The sequence below is a fragment of the Bdellovibrio sp. BIS2 genome, assembly GCF_055398295.1.
Map to the genome: position 1 here is coordinate 970,570 of NZ_AP035879.1, position 15,723 is coordinate 986,292.

At 50.5% G+C, this 15,723-nt stretch carries 17 protein-coding genes; 14 read left to right on the forward strand and 3 right to left on the reverse strand.

Going from position 1 to position 15,723, the window contains the following annotated elements; genetic code table 11:
* The 5 genes from ACZ520_RS04740 to ACZ520_RS04760 all read left to right on the forward strand — a co-directional run bounded on the left by ACZ520_RS04740 (position 1) and on the right by ACZ520_RS04760 (position 5,513).
* Entirely contained in the window at positions 1 to 1,536 is a 1,536-nt protein-coding gene (locus ACZ520_RS04740; RefSeq protein WP_088565977.1) for a GldG family protein, read from the forward strand.
* Complete coding sequence (locus ACZ520_RS04745; protein ID WP_464127664.1) at positions 1,536 to 2,519, forward strand: DUF4340 domain-containing protein; 984 nt, start codon at positions 1,536 to 1,538, stop codon at positions 2,517 to 2,519. Before ACZ520_RS04740 ends, ACZ520_RS04745 begins: the two co-directional genes overlap by 1 nt.
* Positions 2,519 to 3,511, forward strand: coding sequence for a GHMP family kinase ATP-binding protein (locus ACZ520_RS04750; protein WP_088565975.1), 993 nt, complete (start codon positions 2,519 to 2,521; stop codon positions 3,509 to 3,511). Before ACZ520_RS04745 ends, ACZ520_RS04750 begins: the two co-directional genes overlap by 1 nt.
* Positions 3,457 to 4,395, forward strand: coding sequence for a DUF429 domain-containing protein (locus tag ACZ520_RS04755; protein ID WP_088565974.1), 939 nt, complete (start codon positions 3,457 to 3,459; stop codon positions 4,393 to 4,395). The genes ACZ520_RS04750 and ACZ520_RS04755 overlap by 55 nt, the downstream gene beginning before the upstream one ends.
* A 305-nt stretch (positions 4,396 to 4,700) precedes the next feature.
* Positions 4,701 to 5,513: a methyltransferase domain-containing protein gene (locus ACZ520_RS04760; RefSeq protein ID WP_374032271.1), complete on the forward strand. Its 813-nt coding sequence runs from the start codon at positions 4,701 to 4,703 to the stop codon at positions 5,511 to 5,513.
* A 34-nt stretch (positions 5,514 to 5,547) separates the two neighbouring features.
* On the opposite strand, the gene ACZ520_RS04765 is transcribed toward ACZ520_RS04760, so the two are convergent.
* Positions 5,548 to 6,474: a magnesium transporter CorA family protein gene (locus ACZ520_RS04765; protein WP_088565973.1), complete on the reverse strand. Its 927-nt coding sequence runs from the start codon at positions 6,472 to 6,474 to the stop codon at positions 5,548 to 5,550.
* A gap of 9 nt (positions 6,475 to 6,483) precedes the next feature.
* Between ACZ520_RS04765 and ACZ520_RS04770 the strand changes: the two genes are divergently transcribed.
* From ACZ520_RS04770 to ACZ520_RS04780, 3 genes are read left to right on the forward strand one after another with little or no spacing between them, the layout of a single operon-like run.
* Positions 6,484 to 7,338, forward strand: coding sequence for an alpha/beta hydrolase (locus ACZ520_RS04770; RefSeq protein ID WP_088565972.1), 855 nt, complete (start codon positions 6,484 to 6,486; stop codon positions 7,336 to 7,338).
* Between the two features lie 57 nt (positions 7,339 to 7,395).
* Entirely contained in the window at positions 7,396 to 8,964 is a 1,569-nt protein-coding gene (locus ACZ520_RS04775; protein WP_464127665.1) for a penicillin-insensitive murein endopeptidase, read from the forward strand.
* A 41-nt stretch (positions 8,965 to 9,005) separates the two neighbouring features.
* A complete protein-coding gene (locus tag ACZ520_RS04780; RefSeq protein WP_088565970.1) occupies positions 9,006 to 10,082 on the forward strand; it encodes a phosphatase domain-containing protein in 1,077 nt (358 codons plus the stop codon).
* A 23-nt stretch (positions 10,083 to 10,105) separates the two neighbouring features.
* Here the strand turns inward: ACZ520_RS04780 and ACZ520_RS04785 are convergent, their stop codons facing one another.
* A complete protein-coding gene (locus ACZ520_RS04785; protein WP_088565969.1) occupies positions 10,106 to 10,906 on the reverse strand; it encodes an AgmX/PglI C-terminal domain-containing protein in 801 nt (266 codons plus the stop codon).
* A gap of 41 nt (positions 10,907 to 10,947) precedes the next feature.
* The gene (secG, locus tag ACZ520_RS04790; RefSeq protein WP_088565968.1) at positions 10,948 to 11,352 is read right to left on the reverse strand and encodes a preprotein translocase subunit SecG; all 405 of its coding nucleotides are present in this window, start codon (positions 11,350 to 11,352) and stop codon (positions 10,948 to 10,950) included.
* Positions 11,353 to 11,492: 140 nt separating this feature from the next.
* Between secG and ACZ520_RS04795 the strand changes: the two genes are divergently transcribed.
* The 6 genes from ACZ520_RS04795 (at position 11,493) to ACZ520_RS04820 (ending at position 15,688) form a co-directional block, all read left to right on the forward strand.
* Positions 11,493 to 11,963, forward strand: a complete 471-nt coding sequence (locus ACZ520_RS04795) for a hypothetical protein (protein ID WP_088565967.1) — start codon at positions 11,493 to 11,495, stop codon at positions 11,961 to 11,963.
* A 136-nt stretch (positions 11,964 to 12,099) separates the two neighbouring features.
* On the forward strand, positions 12,100 to 13,263 hold the full coding sequence (locus tag ACZ520_RS04800) for a hypothetical protein (protein WP_088565966.1): 1,164 nt from the start codon (positions 12,100 to 12,102) through the stop codon (positions 13,261 to 13,263).
* A gap of 18 nt (positions 13,264 to 13,281) precedes the next feature.
* Entirely contained in the window at positions 13,282 to 13,914 is a 633-nt protein-coding gene (gene tmk, locus ACZ520_RS04805; protein ID WP_198298015.1) for a dTMP kinase, read from the forward strand.
* A 10-nt stretch (positions 13,915 to 13,924) separates the two neighbouring features.
* The gene (locus ACZ520_RS04810) at positions 13,925 to 14,869 is read left to right on the forward strand and encodes a DNA polymerase III subunit delta' C-terminal domain-containing protein (protein WP_464127666.1); all 945 of its coding nucleotides are present in this window, start codon (positions 13,925 to 13,927) and stop codon (positions 14,867 to 14,869) included.
* 68 nt (positions 14,870 to 14,937) lie between these two features.
* Positions 14,938 to 15,318: a hypothetical protein gene (locus tag ACZ520_RS04815; RefSeq protein WP_464127667.1), complete on the forward strand. Its 381-nt coding sequence runs from the start codon at positions 14,938 to 14,940 to the stop codon at positions 15,316 to 15,318.
* Positions 15,311 to 15,688: a hypothetical protein gene (locus tag ACZ520_RS04820; protein ID WP_464127668.1), complete on the forward strand. Its 378-nt coding sequence runs from the start codon at positions 15,311 to 15,313 to the stop codon at positions 15,686 to 15,688. The genes ACZ520_RS04815 and ACZ520_RS04820 overlap by 8 nt, the downstream gene beginning before the upstream one ends.
* Positions 15,689 to 15,723 lie beyond the last annotated feature (35 nt).

The following is a 15,723-nucleotide window of genomic DNA, read 5'->3' on the forward strand; positions in this document are numbered from 1 at the left end:
ATGAGTAAATTGAGCAAAATTTCTTTCCTGTTCGCTGGGTTTTCTTTGGTCGCCATGTCCATCACTCGTTACCTTTTGGGTGACTGGGTTCCGTTCTGCTGGGTGGCGTTGGGCTTGGCGGTGGTATTTGTTCTGGTCGGGCTTATCAAGGACCGTGCCTTCTTTAAGGAGTTCTTCACCATGAAGACAACGAAAGAAGGCATGAGCATGGGGATGCTGATCATCCTTTTGCTGGCAGTGTTGGGGGCCGTGAATTATATCGGTGCTCGCCACACCAAGACCTGGGACTTTTCTTCCGCCAAAGTGAACACTTTGTCTGAGCAATCGATCAAGCTTGTAAAGGGGCTTGATTCAGATCTGAAAGTTTATTTCTTCTATAAAAAAGGTGTCGAGGGCAACGAAGAAAACCGTCGTCTGTTCCGCGAGCTGATCAAAAAATATCAGGATCACAGCAGCAAAGTGCAGCTGGATTTCGTGGAAGTGAACGAGCGCCCGGACCTGGCACAGGAATTTGGTGTCGACAAGGGCAGCGGCGTGGTGTTCCTGGATTACAAGGGCCGCCGCAATCGCATCGAAAAAATCGACGAGCAGGATTTCACCAGTGCTTTGGTGAAGGTGACGCGCGAAAAGAACAAGACTGTTTATTTCACCGTCGGTCACGGGGAAAAGGCTTTGAGCGAAAACAAGGAGGCTCTGGGGCTGGGTTCTTTGAAGTCGTTGCTGGAAAACAACCGCTACACGGTCAAAGAACTTTCCCTGATCCAGAATGCCAAAATTCCTGATGATGCCGATGTTATCGTGATCGCGGGACCGGTTCAGGGTTTCCAGGCATTTGAAATCGACGCGTTGGAAGCATACCTGAAAAATGGAGGCAGTCTGTTCCTGGCGATTGAATCCCAGAACACGGCAGGTCTTGAAAAGCTGGTTGCCAAGATGGGTGTGCAGTTTGAAAACAACTACATCCTGAATCAGGTTGAAACTGTCATGGGTAAAGGCATTAACCAGGGCCCAACCATGGGGGTGATCTTCTCGATGAACAACAAGATCACAAAACCTTTCGGCCGCTCGGAAGTGACTTTGTTCCGTTATCCGCAGTCTTTGAAAAAAGTGGATATTGTTAAAGGCGTGGTTGTGGATGAACTGGTTTCCACCGCTCCCAATGCCATGGCGTTCCCGTCCATGCAGATTCGCGGCGAAGGCCCAGAGGGCAGTTATGCTCTGGTGGATGAAGTCAGCGGCAAGTGGGCCGGAGATGATAACGCCAAGGACTTTACGGCGATCGTGGCAGGGGACGTGGATTTCCTGACCAATCAGATGCTTTATCAGAACCTAAACCGGGATCTAGTGCTGAATTCCATTGCGGCTCTGGCCAAAGAGGAAAGCCTGATCAGCATCACGCCGAAAGAGCCTTTGGCGACACAAATGATCATGACAGAAACCAAGTTTGGTCTTTTCTTGTTTGCTTTCATCATCCCACTTCCTATTCTTTTGTTGGGCACCAGCATCGGTCTGTGGCTTAGAAGGAGAAATGCGTAATGAAACTCAAAGGACGTTCAATTCTTGTCATCTGTCTGCTGGTTTTTGGTGGTTATGCGGTTTATGACTTCTTCCACGAAAAAAAGATGGAAGAAAAGCGTTCGATGGACGCGCGCCTGATGACCGTCAACTTTGAACAAGTGGACTGGGTTCAGGTCGAAAAAGGGGATCAGAAAATCACTCTGAAGCGCACGGTGGACGGCTGGAATATGGAAGAGCCTTTGAAAGATCAGGCTGACAACACCGCCGTGGACGATTTTGTCAAAGGCGTGTTCCCAGAACGTATCATTGAAACCGCCGCCGAAGGCGACAGCATCAACTGGTCGTTGTATGGGCTGGATAAGCCTGCAGGTAAAGTGACTTTCAAGACCACCGCTGGCACCCAGAATGTCTTTGAGATCTCTGAAAAACGCAACTTTGAAGACAACGTGTTTGCCCGCCGTGATGGTGAAAACAAAGTCCTGGTGGTGAATTCGGTATGGCAAAACCGCGTGAACAAAGGTGTCATGGATTTCCGGGAACGCCGCTTCCTGCGCCACAAGATTGCCAGCGTGGACGAAGTCCGTTTGAAAAACCAGGTGGGGTCTTTGGAAATCCGCCGTGTGGAAGGCCAGTGGGTGGCGCCCGCGCAGAAGGACCTGAAGCTCGATCAAAACAAGGTGCGTGAATTCCTGACAGCAATTTCAGATGCCAAGGCCTCTGAAATCGTCGAGGGCAAACTTCCGGCCCTGAAGAATCTGTTTGTGATGGATCTGACGATGGCCGACAAAAAATGGAAGGCCGAAGTGGGGCAGGCTCAAGACCTTGGCATCTTTGCCAAGGTTTCTGAACCCGCTCAGGCAATGAAAATGGAAGCGGGCGCGCTGGATCGTTTTATCAAAGTCAGTCTGGCTGACTTGCGTGAAGTGTCCGAACCGAAACAACCTAAAAAAAGTGAAGCAGAAGAATCGCAGGCCATGATGGCCGAGCAGAAAGAAAAGTAATGCAGAAGATTGTAGTTAAATCTCCGACGCGTGTGGATTTGGCTGGGGGCACATTGGATTTGTGGCCCCTTTATTTGTTTATCAATGGGGCTTCCACTGTGAATGTGGCCATTGATATCTACACGGTGGCGGAACTGACTCCGCATGATGATTCCACCATTGTTTTGGAATCCGCTGACTTGAAGTTGCGCAAGGCCTATAGCAACCTGCAAGAGGCTTTGGCCGACACCGATCCCCAGATGATTCTGCTGCAGACGCAGCTTCGTTACTGGATGCCCAAGCAGGGCTTTACTTTGAAGACCTCTTCGCAAAGTCCGGTGGGCGGGGGATTGGGCGGAAGCTCCAGTCTGACAATCAGCCTGATGAAAGCCTTTGCCCAGTTCTGTGGAAAGCCATTCAAAGACGTGCACAATATGGTTCATGTGGCTCACAATATCGAGGCCGAAATTCTGAACACTCCAACCGGGACTCAGGATTATTATCCGGCGGCTTCCGGTGGCATCAACGTTCTTCACTACAGCTATGACGGCATCGAACAAAAGGTGCTTCCGGTGTCCCACACGCCGCTGGCTGAAAAATTCATGCTGGTCTATACGGGCAAGGCCCATCATTCGGGTCTTAACAACTTTGAAGTGATGAAGGATTCTGTTGTTAAGGATCCTAGAACATTACAGGCCCTGCGGGATCTCAAAGGTATTGCCATTGAAACCGAGCATGCCATTCGTGCCGGGAACTGGAAGGACCTGGGCGGGTTGTTTAAACGCGAATTTGAAGCCCGTGTCCGCTTGGCCCCGGAATTTTCAAGTCCTGAGATCTACAAGCTTGCGGAAGTCTCTTTGCAGAATGGGGCCGAGGCTGTTAAAATTTGTGGAGCTGGGGGCGGCGGCTGTGTTCTGGTCTGGTGTCCTCCGGATAAACGTGAGGGAGTAGCCAACGCATGCCAAAAAGCCGGCTTCCAGGTGATGGACGCAAAACCCGTCGATCCCCTGTAAAGAAAAAGACGACGAAGAAGACCGCAGTTAAAAAAACTGCGGCTTCGGCGACGCATGCCGGAGATGTTCATCGTTTCATCGGTCTGTCCCTGGGGGGCGGTAAAACCGACAAGGCCTGCCTGGCCGTTCTGGAATACTATCCCAAACACAAAAAAATCTTCCTGTCGCGCTTGGTGGAAAAAATCAAGAGCGACGAAGTTCATTCCGCCGACTTCAAAATTCAGGAAGTGATTCGTCAGTATCACAATGAAATTGATCTGATCGCGTTTGATGTGCCTTTTAATCTGCCGGTGTGCCTGCAGTCGGATGACTGCTGCACCAGTATCGAGGATTGCAAAAAGCCCCACGTCAAATGGATGTGGGACTACACGCGTAAGCTGCATAAAAAAAAGAAGCCACGCAAGCTGTTCACTCCGTACACCCAGCGCTGTGTGGAGATGTATGTGTCTTCCGAGTTGGAAGAGCCCTTCATCCTTCAGCACGCCATGGGGGCGAATACGGCTCCTTTACTGGCGCGGGCCATGTATCTGAAGCGCAGCATGAAGGCCAAGTGCATCGAGGTCTTCCCCAAACTTTCGGTATGGCGTTTGGGACGTTCTTTGAATGTGATGAAAAGTCATCTGCGCTTTCATAAACACGCCATCGGCGGCGATGAAAGTCGTCGCGAAATTCTACACGCATTGAGCACGCACAACGTCGCGTTCGTGTACGATCAGGACGTGAAACTGATGATCGAAAACAATCACGCCTTCGAAGCCTTTATATGTGCTTTGACGGCCTTCCTAAGTTTCAAGGGCGGTACCGAACCTCGCCCTGACGGTTTCCCATCCAATGAAGACTGGATCGAATTCCCCCGCGTCAATGTACGCTGGGAAGGATTCTAGCGGCCCTGCCTAGCTGTGGGGCTCCCCTCAGTCAGTAATTCCGCGACACGCCATCCGGGCTCGGCCGTGGCCCGCGCTTTCGCGCGGGTGCGCGCCGTCGTGGCGCCCACGGAGGTCGCTGCATTTCTGCCTGTGGGTAGCCCCACAGCTAGGCAGGGCCTCGGTTTGGCGCTTATGAAAACAAGTGAGGCTTCTTAAGTTTGTTGCATGGCAACTTTTGCTTTGTGCTGGCGCAGAGTGAGAGGGCTTGAGCAATCGGGGGCTCAGCTATTAAATAGAAGCTTCACCTCCGAAGGGGGCTTTCGATGGCTGATTTTCCTTATCTGCATGGGTTCACCAAAGAAGAACAAGATCGTTTGCGCAAACAGGCGCGCTTCGGTGAACACACGGTTTATCAAAATATCAATTTATCCAACGTCAAAGATTTGCTGGAAGTCGGCTGTGGTGTTGGGGCGCAAAGTGAAATCATTCTGCGGCGTTTTCCTGATCTGAAGCTGACCGGCATTGATCGCAGCACGAAACAACTTTCTGCGGCGAAACACCGGTTAAGTCATTTGCCTTTTGCCGAACAGCGTTTTGAGCTCAAGGAAATGGATGCCACGGCGATGGACTTTTCTGCGAACTCTTTCGACGGGGCTTTCCTGTGCTGGATTCTGGAGCACGTGCCGGATCCGATTCGGGTTTTGTCGGAAGTGCGCCGGGTGTTGCGCCCTGGGTCCGTGGTCTATGCCACTGAAGTGATGAATGCTTCCTTTTTCCTGGATCCGTATTCGCCGAACGTGTGGAAGTACTGGATGGCCTTCAATGAATATCAACTGAAGCAAAAAGGGGATCCATTTGTCGGAGCCAAGCTGGGGAACTTCTTTATGCAGCTCGGATATCATGACATCCACACAGAGATCAAAACCTGGTTCCTGGACAATCGTTATCCGCAAGCACGTAAAGACTGTATTGAATACTGGACTGAGCTTCTGTTAAGCGCCAGCGATCAACTGGTGGAAGCCAAATGCATTTCTCAGGAAGTGGTTGAAGGTGTGAAGGAAGAAATGGCGCGGGTCGCAAGTGATCCGAACGCCGTGTTCTTTTATTCCTTCGTGCAGGCCCGGGCTCGGACTTAGCTGGCAGTCAAAGCAGGCCCTGGGGGCCTGCTTTTTACAGTTCTTCTTTTTTCAGCCAGCCTTTTTTATAGATCCACCATGTGATGCCGACGACCACCATCAGCATAAAGGCCAAGGTTGCGTAATAGCCATTGGGCTCTTTGAGTTCCGGCATGTTTTCAAAGTTCATTCCGTAAACCCCGGCGATGAAATTCAAAGGCAAGAAGAACAGGGAAAGCACAGTCAACACCCGCATCACTTCGTTGGTGCGGAAAGATGCTTCATTGGTTTTTTGTGACATCAAGGACAGGTGCAGATTCAATAGTCCGGTGATTTCCTCGTAAATGTCATCGGCGTAAAAGGCCACTTTTTCCAGAGGCTCACGCACCTGCTGTATGTCTTTTAGAGGAATGTTTTCGTGGTGATGAATCTTGCTGAAGACATCGGCGGTGAATTTGAAAATCTTGCGATAAGACGCGGCTTTTCGTTTGATGTGATAACCTTCGCGCAGGATCGTGCGACGTTTAAGGGCAAACACACGCTCTTCGATCACATCGGTTTTTGAATCCAGCACATCCAAGGGCGCATCAAAACTTTTCACAGTTTGCACACACAGCGATTTCACCAGGGTGTAAAGGGGAAGCTGTTCAAAAGCGACTTTGTCTTTTTTAATTGAAATGCATTCCAGAGGCACACGGTGAATCGTCAGCAAAAAATCCTGACCCACAAAGAAAATGATTTTGGTGGTAAGTTCCTGCATGGTGCCGGCTTTGGGTTTTGCCTGGACATCATGATGGCGCAGAATGAAGAAGCATACTTTTTCATAGAACGTGCACATCGGCAAATGTTCGGGATCAAGACATGTCGTCAGGGCCTGCAGGGGAATGGGAAATTCCTCGGCCAACTGACGCAGATCTTCCTGCGAAGGAGCTTCACAATCGACCCACTTATAGTCTTGCCATTGATGTTCGAATCGTTTCATGATTCCAGTATGACAAAGTTTTCGGGCCTTCGCCGTTTCTTTTTCGGATGCATCGCGACGATGCTGCTGACCGGGTGTCAGTCGTTTTTCTATTACCCGATGAAAGAAAAGCTCTTTGATCCGGCCCGGATTAAATTAAGTCCTGAAGATGTGTATTTGACCACCTCCACGGGTGAAAAAGTGCACGGCTGGTACTTTGCCTCTGCACATGCTGACAACAAAGGCACGATGCTGTTTTTCCATGGCAACGCCGAAAACCTGACGTCGCATTTTCTGATGTTTCAATGGCTGCCGTCGCAAGGTTATAACTATTTTATCTTTGATTATCCTGGCTATGGGCAGTCCAGCGGTTACCCGACTCCGGAAAACACCGTGGCGGCGGGGGTCGCAGCGGCGGAATGGCTGCATCAGAAAAAGGACTCGCGCCCCCTGATAATTTACGGGCACAGCTTGGGCGGAATTATCGCACTGAAAACCGCAGAAGAAATCAAAGGCCGCATTCCTTTGCGGAATGTGGTCGTCGAAGCCAGTTTTGATTCTTATCAGGGGATGGCCAAAGGCGTGATGAACCGGCACTGGTTCACATGGATCCTGCAGCCCTTGTCGTCGGTGGTGGTCAGTGATGAATACGCCCCGCAGTCGCTGGCGTCGTTGTCACCCATCCCGTTGCTATTCATCACCGGCACGGCTGATAAAGCGGTAGAGCCGCGATTTACTGAAAATATGTATAAAGCCGCCGCCGAGCCGAAAGAACTTTGGCTGATCCCGGACGGACGTCACGGAAATCTGTACGAAATCCGCAATGGCGAGCTGCGGGACCGCTTCTTGTCATATCTATCTAAAACTTTGACAGTCCGTCAGTAGGAAGTCCGCTTATATTGCAGCTCCCGAAAGCATGAATCCTGCAATGTTCCCGGCAGGATGAAGACTTTGTTGCGTGCCCTCATCATTTTAAGCTCCTTATCAATGCTGGCAGCCTGTGCTCCGGACACCCGTGAACAGGGGTCTGAGGTCGTGACGACTTATGAGCCGGCACAACCCAATGTGATAGACGAGGATGGATACAAAGTCGTGCGCGGTTCCACTCGGGTGCAGGATTTGAGTGTCAATTTTGATCAGACGACCAAAGGCATGACCCTGAAGGGAAAAATCGAATTCCTTCCGGTGCGTGCAAAATCAGTTCAGACCGTGGAGCTGGATCTTGCGGGTATCTTGGATCCTTACGGATTCATCGCCCTGAAAACCTATAAAGCCAAAACCCCGGACAATCAGGATTTGAAAGTGGCGGCGAAGGCCACGTGTCTGAGTGTTGACGGCGGATGCCGCTCATCTTTCATTGATATCTACGTTTATTATCAGGGCATCGTTTATCACCATCAGGTGGAGTCTCTGCAGGATGACGTCAGTCCGGCGACGGAAGAACCAATTCCGGGTGAAGAAGAACTGCCGGCAGACGAAGAATCTGAGATCGAGGGCGGGCACGATGAAGTCGAGGGCGAGCCAGGCCGTTACGTTGGTGACGTTGCTGATGACATCGAAAAGATTCTGGAAGTAAAAAAGCCGGAAGCTCCAAAAACGGAAGAACCTAAGAAAGAAGAGCCTAAAAAAGAGGAGCCAAAGCAGGACACTCCGAAAAAGGACGAACCTAAGAAGGATTCTCCCAAGGCCGATCCACCTAAGAAGGAAGATCCCAAAAAAGATCCTCCTAAAAAGGACGAGCCTAAAAAAGAAGAACCGAAAAAAGAGGAACCAAAAAAAGAAGAACCTCCAAAGCGTGAGGAGCCTAAAAAGGATCCTCCAAAAACCGGTCAGCCTCGTGTGCCTGAGACAGCTCCGCCTGTGAACAAAGTCAGTCAGGCTATCGGACCGGTGAATGCGGGCCGTTTGCAGAATGCTGCGAACATGCTGACCTACCAGCAGGCCCATGCTCCGACAGGCTATGAGATCATTCGTCCGAAAAGAAAAACTCACTTCGCGACCAATGAGCTGGCTTACATTATTGTGAAAATGGGTCTTTTGACGAAAAAAGAAATCCCGGGTTACGAGCTGTCTGTGGGCGATCTGTCCCGTGAGGCGGGGGGTAAGCTGGGTTCCCACAAATCCCATCAAAATGGTCTGGATGCGGACGTGGCTTTCTTCTTTAACAACAAGTCCTTCCAAGGGTACTTCGCGTCCGCTGTGGCAGTGAACAAACCTCACGCCAACTGGATGCTGGAGCCTCAATGGAAACTGTTTAAAGAGGTCGTGGGCACTCAGCTTATTGACCGTATCTTTATTCACGGTGCTTTGAAGCAGGCCCTGTGCAGTCATGCCATTGCCAAGGGCGAGTTGACCAAGGGTGACAACTCAAGCCTTGCGGCTCAGACGCTGCGCCGCCTGATTCCCGAAAAGGACCACCACAATCACTTCCACCTGCGTGTGAAGTGTTCCAAAGCTCAGGTTCGTTGCCGTCAGATGGCAGAACCGGTCAATACCACGGGCTGTTTCTAATCTCAATTGCGGCAGCCGTGGGCCTGTGTCAGAATAAAGTCATGGCTGATTGGCGTGATCGTAGTGAGATGAATGGGGATGTGGTTTTTTTCCGTTACGTGTCCGAGGGCATGGAGAAAAGTCACGAGGAAGTCTTTTTGTGGGACCTGGATAAGACCTATCTGGACACCACGATTGATTCCCTGTCGGGTCTGATGACCACCATTTTGGAACGTGCCCTGAACAAGAAAAACATTCCCGGCACCAACACGCTTTTGCAGTCCCTGTCTGAATACCGCAAGCAACAAAAAGGTTACATGTACTTTCCGATCTATTTCATCACGGCTTCACCGCCACAGATGGAAGAACGTATCTCGGAAAAGTTTTCTTTGGACAACATCCGTCCCTTTGGCTGTTTTTATAAAGACAATCTGGCCAACCTGCGCCCGGGCCGCTTCTGGCGTCTGACCAAGCAGGTGGGTTACAAGCTGCAGGCGCTGATGCAGTTGCGCACGCGTCTGGGTGAAAACGTGCGCCAGATCTGCTGGGGCGATGACAGTGAAACCGATGCGATCATCTATAATCTTTATTCGGATATTTGTTCCCGCCGTCTGGGCACCAATGACATTCGCACGACGCTGGAAAAGCTGAACGTCACGGGCGAGCAGGTGAACACCATTCTGGAGCTGCAGGCGCAGATTCCAGAAAACGATCCGGTGGAAAAAATCTATATCAACCTGGCCACCGACACGGACCCGGACTACTATCTGAAGTTCGGTCGCCGTACGCTGGCGACTTATAACACGTTCCAAGTGGCGCTGGATATGTATCAGGACGGCCGTCTGAATCTGGACGGAATCTACGCCGTGATCCAGGATATGGTTTATAATTATGGCTACACTCCGGAAGAGCTGATGAAGAGTTTTGATGAATTCATCCGCCGCGGGGTTTTGGGTGAACGCGCTTACAACGAAGTCCGTCCGTTCTTTATCGAAAAAGGTCTGCTGCATTCATCTTATCAGCCCAGTGTTGCGCCACTCAAAGAGAAGCTGGTGGATGACGGACGGGTGTACGAGATGGAAGGGGTGCATGAACCCTGGATTCCGGACCGCATTGATTATCTGCACGACTATCGCTAGGCCTTCATTCGAAGGCCCTTTTTTTATTCAAATCTTAGAGGGAAGACAGTGGTGATCGGATCACCGCCGAAGACTTTGAATTCCACACGGCGTACGGATTCCAGAAGACATTTTTTGAATTGAGGGTCATTCAGGCTGCTGCTGGCAATGTCGGCCTGGCTGACTTTACCTGTGCGTTCGATGGTGAAGCTGATCGAAGCCTGGCCGACAACACCCGGAGTTCTTTGTAGCAGTTGTGTGTAGCACTTAAAGAACGAACTGCGATGGGTTTTCAGAGTGTCTTGAATGAACTCGGACGTCAGGCCCTCCACCGGTTTTTGATTTGCCATCGGTGTTTCCGCCGGAGCCAGTTCCGGCAGAGTTTCGGTCGGGGCCTGTTTTTTGTAATTCATTTCGTAATCAGTGGCCGTCCAGCGCACGCCGTCCTTCGAGATGTAAACGCTGCCTTCGCGGCCATAGTTTTCAACCTGCAGATCACCGCGCTTGATGATCAGAACAATGCGCTCGTTTTCCTCATCCAGCGTGATCAAAGAATTTTCCAGCACACGAATACGGTAAGACGAATCAAACTCCATCGTCGCATCACCATCGACACTGGTTTCAACGGAATCCAGCGCAAACAAAGTCGCCTTGCGGGTCAGGACTTCTTTGTTGGTCATGTTATTGCGAAGAACAAAGACTTTACCCAGATTCAATTCCAGTCGCGCCAAAGGACGGGCACCGGGTTTGGTTTTTTCAGTCTGAGTTGAGATGAAGAGAGAAAGGGCGACGCTTAATACGCCTACGATAATCAGAGATGGAATCAGCCAGTTGTTCTTCGCCATAGGAAAACTATAGCGAAGAACCTGTCAGGAAGGCACTAAAATTACTTCTGTGCAGGAGCTGCTGTTGCAGCAGGGGAAGCCGCTGGAGTTGCTGCCGGAGCAGTCTCTGCAGCAGGAACAGCCGCAGCGCCGGCTGCAGCGTCAGTAGCTTCTGTTGGGAAATGTTCTTGAGCCGGAGCTGTTGGCAGCGGAAGGCTGTCAACTACGGACTTGGTTTTGGAAGAAGTCAAAGTCGCCAAAGCCAGGCAAGTCACCGCGAAGATGATGGCTGCCCATACTGTCATTTTACCAGCCAAAGACTGAGCGCCAGTAGCACCCAACAAAGAGTTGGAACCGGAAGATCCACCCATGCCCAGAGCGCCATCAGATTTGGAATCTTGGATCAAAACCAAGATGATCAAAACAAGGGCTACGATGATATGCAATACGCCGATAAATGTAGTCATTTTATGTAATCTCCCAAAGACCCCCAAATATATGGATAATGGCGGTTTTCGTCCACCCCAAAGTGACCTGATTCTGGTGGCCTAACGCGTTAAGTCACGACTCTGTTGAGTCTGGAGCGCTTATTGATCACCATAGAGACATGAAAAACTCCATCCGTCTGGCCACCTGCTTATTTTTTGTGCTGCTGTCCTCCTGTACAACTCAGGAGGGAACCATCAAAAAGCTCGCGTTGGAGCTGGGGGAAAAGAAGTTCCAGGAGCAGTTGAAAATCGAAGCGGATGATTCCATCAAACAATCCGAATGGCTGAACAAGTCCTATCAGGAATTCATGCTGAAAAAATCCGAAGTGGAAGTGGTGGAGGTCAAATTTCTGACCGAAACCAAAGCCACCGCCGTCGTGGTTGTGAACACCTATCCGCCGTCCTTGCGAATGACCCTCGCCCGCATCGCGGGTGGAATGGATCCGGGCCGCAGTCGCAGTTTCAACTTTGCTGAAGCCGTTAACGGGATTGGCAAGCAGATCGGGAAGACCCCGGAAACCCTTGAGCATCCCCTGATCATGTACAAGTTCAATAAAACCTCGGCCGGAACTTGGGTTGTTGAGTTTTAAGGGGTCCCACGCCTCAGCTCGAACTGGTGGCGGGCTAGGGCCCGCTGTCTAAGCCTTAGACAGCAAAAAATCGAGAAATCATATAGTTAGCATTGCTAAAAGCCCGGTCCTGGGATTGCATTTTTCACAGCTCAATATGAAAAACGTAGTTCGCTCCCTTACCTTTGCGGCATTGCTTGTCTCAACTTGGGTCCCTGCCTGGGCCGAAGATCTTTCGTCTATTGAAACGGAAGTCGTAGAGAGCACGCTTGAAAAAGCGCAGATCGCCCAACAGGACAAGTTGCTGATCAAGGTCGGCAAGGGCGAGCAGATCTACGAATTTGAAACGACCCCGGATCGCGAGCTGATGAAAGAATCTTTGGGTCTGAAGATCCCTGAGAAAGTCCGTGAACAAATCATCGCCCGTGGTGGTTCTGTGGCTGAAACCGACCCTTTGGAACCATTTGAAAGTCTTCCTGAAGACCGCCGCAAAAAATTCCATGAAATGCGTCTGATGTTTTTGACGAATGCTGCGCGCATTCTGAATTCCACCAAATTTGTGTACGGTGCCGGAAGCCTGGTGGGCGACGGTCTGAGTTTTGTGAAAATCAAAGTGAAAAAAGCCTTCGGGAAAGAGACTGTTGTTGAATCCCAGGCGCAAAGAACCTTCCAAGTGCGCAGCCAGCAGGCTGTGCAAAGCATTCTGCGCGGGTTGGATTACAAGTTGTGGTCTCAGGCGCCACTGGTGATTGATTCCAATGAATTTGGTTTGAGTGTTTCTGCGGGTATTCTGGCCGAAGCCGGGGTTCTGCGCAAAGGGGGCGGTGGAGCTGACGAAGTGGGCTTCAGCATTGCCTTTAACAAAACCAAAAAAGCTTTTGTGTTTGAGATCTTCCACAACTCTGAAAAGTTCGACAATACCAAGGCCGCGATCACCGTGATGGGCGTGGTTGGTAAAGCCGGTATTACCATGGGCCGTCGGGATGGCGCTGAGACTCTGAAGGGGACTTCGTTCTATCCTCCGGCAATTCCTGGGTACAGCACCTCGTCCCCTGAGTTCTTCTCGTCGGGGTTGAGCTCCAGTCTTGGCTTCCCTCCGCCACCGTTGGCGGACCTATTGACGTTCACCAACCGCTTTGAGCGCCAGGCCTTGATCCGCATTACCGTGTCACCGCTGGTCAAAGGATTCGTCAGAGTCCAAATAGGCGATGTGAAGGGCTCTGTGCGCCTTGTCGCGATGCGATTTGTTGACGTCTACCGCGCAATATCTGACAAAGTCCACGTAGGTGGACGCCGTGCGTGCGGTCCTGTATTCAACTAATCTTTCTTGCGGTGCAAAATGAAATTTATCGTATTTGAGGGGCTGGATGGCTCCGGCAAAAGTTCTTTGATGGCGGCGTTGGAGCGTGAGCTGCAAAAAAGAGCCATCAACTTTTTGCGCACCCGTGAGCCCGGCGGAACCCCGCTAGGTGATGAAATCCGCAACATGATTCTGAGAAAAGAAGGTCCGGCTCCAACCCCGCGCACGGAATTGCTGCTTTATGAAGCCAGCCGTTCCCAGCACGTGGATCAGGTGATCCGTCCTGCTTTGGCTGCCGGCACCTGGGTTTTGTGTGATCGTTTTTCTGCAAGCTCTGTTGCGTTTCAAAGCGGCGGGCGTGCGATCTCGGAAGCTGATGTGGTGATGCTGAATAGCTTTGCCACGGGTGGCTTGAAAGCTGATGTCACGGTGCTGTTGGATCTGTCCGTGGAAGAAAGCCGCCGTCGTCGTCAAGGGCGTGGGGCAGTCACGGGTGAAACGGAAGACCGCATTGAATCTGAAGCCGACACTTTCCATGAAAACGTTCGCCAGTCCTTCCTGAAGCAGTCCCGCGAGGACGCCGCTTCGTGGATCGTGCTGGATGCGCGTGAAACTCCGGAAGTTTTGTTTAAACAGTTGTTGCAGTCTTTGACTGAACGAAAAGTTCTGTAAGGACGTCGCTATGGCCCGCATGCTGGATTTCGTCTTAGGACATCAGGAAACAATCAAAAAGATGGTCGAGTCTTTCGAAAACGGAAAGCCCGGCCAGACTTTTTTGTTTGTCGGTCCCGGCGGCATCGGCAAAAAACTGACAGCGATGGGCATGGCCCAGGCGCTGTTGTGTCCTTCCAGTCCGCGTGGTTGTGGCAAGTGTCCCTCCTGCTTCCGGATTTCTCAAGGTTCGCACGAAGGTCTGAAGGTGATTGCGCCGTCGGGTGCCAACATCAAAATGGAACAGGCCAAAGAAATTCTGGAATTCCTCAGCTTAAAAAGTCTGACGGGCAATCGCGTGATCATCATTGATCAGGCGCAAACCCTGAATCCGCAAGCGGCCAATTCACTGCTAAAAACTTTGGAAGAACCCCCTGAAGGCACGTTCTTCTTTTTGATCGCTCCGAGTGTGGCGGGGATTTTGCCGACGATTCGTTCCCGGTCCCGCATTGTTCAATTCCGTCCGTTGACTCAGGAAGATCTGGGGAAGCGCGTGAAAGCACCAGCCTGGGCTTTGAAAGCGGCGGGGGGCAGCTTTGAAAAGCTGGCTCAGTTGCAGGAAGGTCCTGAACAAGAGGTTCGCGAAAAAGCAGTCGAGCTTTTGACCTTGTTTATTCAGGATAACGATTTCCTGCTGAATGAACTATGGAGAACCGAGTTCAAAGACCGCGCTCAAGGGCAGCGCATAATTTCTTACTGGGTGGGATTCCTGAAGGATGCTATTTGCCTGCAAGAGGGTGCCAAAACTCAGATTGTGAATCTGGATCAGGCGCCGCTGATCAAGGTCCTGGCAGAGCTGGAGCGCCCACGAATTCTGAATTTGATTCAGAAAGCGCTGCAGGTGGAGCAGGCCTTTGCTGCCAATCGTGATCCACAGCTGATCATCGAGGAATTCTACGTTACTAGTCGCATGTAAAGCCCTGGGTGGGGTGTTATTGTTTGTGAGTAGTCTGTGTTTGTTTAGCTAAACCAAGGATATCGTTAATGAACAAAGTAGATTTAAAGATTGAGAACGGGCCATACCAGTTGCTCTCTTCAGAGAGTTTTTTGGGTGATATTGTCGAGCCGGTTGTTGTTTCTATTCCGATTGTTGGGGGCAAATTTTTCACGATGACATTTATTGTGAATGATGATTGGAACTTTACGCCTTCCTCCGAGGTTATAAGTAGAAGTGAAAATTCGCTAACTATTACAGTTAAAATTGGTCATCTCGATGGAGCGTATATAGGGACAAGAAATAGAGTGGAGCTAATGATCTCGGGTCTTCCTTATCAATTGTTATTTTCGATTAAGAAGGTTGTCGGAAAGTGTGTGCAGGTTGATGTTTCTCTTTATGAAACAAAGAGAGGGCTGTTAAATGTTTGATTCAAATAATCTGGTATCTTTGGCCAAGACAAAACTAAATCATCCATTTACAGTTCTGGTTGTGCTTGTGCTTGTACTTGCAGTGCTTTTAGTCCCCTTATGTATCTGGGGTGGACAGACTTATGTGATTGTTACTTTGCTTGTGTTGTTGGTGGCAATTGTAATTTTTGTGCTGGTTCATTTTACTTGGTTCGCTAGGACGAATCCGTCGTTGCTTCGTTCTGAGGAGCATATTTATAACATGGCGGCACTGGGGAGTTTGCAAAGACCTGCTTCTTCGGCCGTGGTTGAAATTGATGTGACCGATATTCAAGGAAAGATTGGCTCCGTCACTCCTGTGTCAAATCCTGCTGATCAAGAAGGTGAGTAGTCTCGACTATAGTGGATGAGAGAATCGGAGTTCAG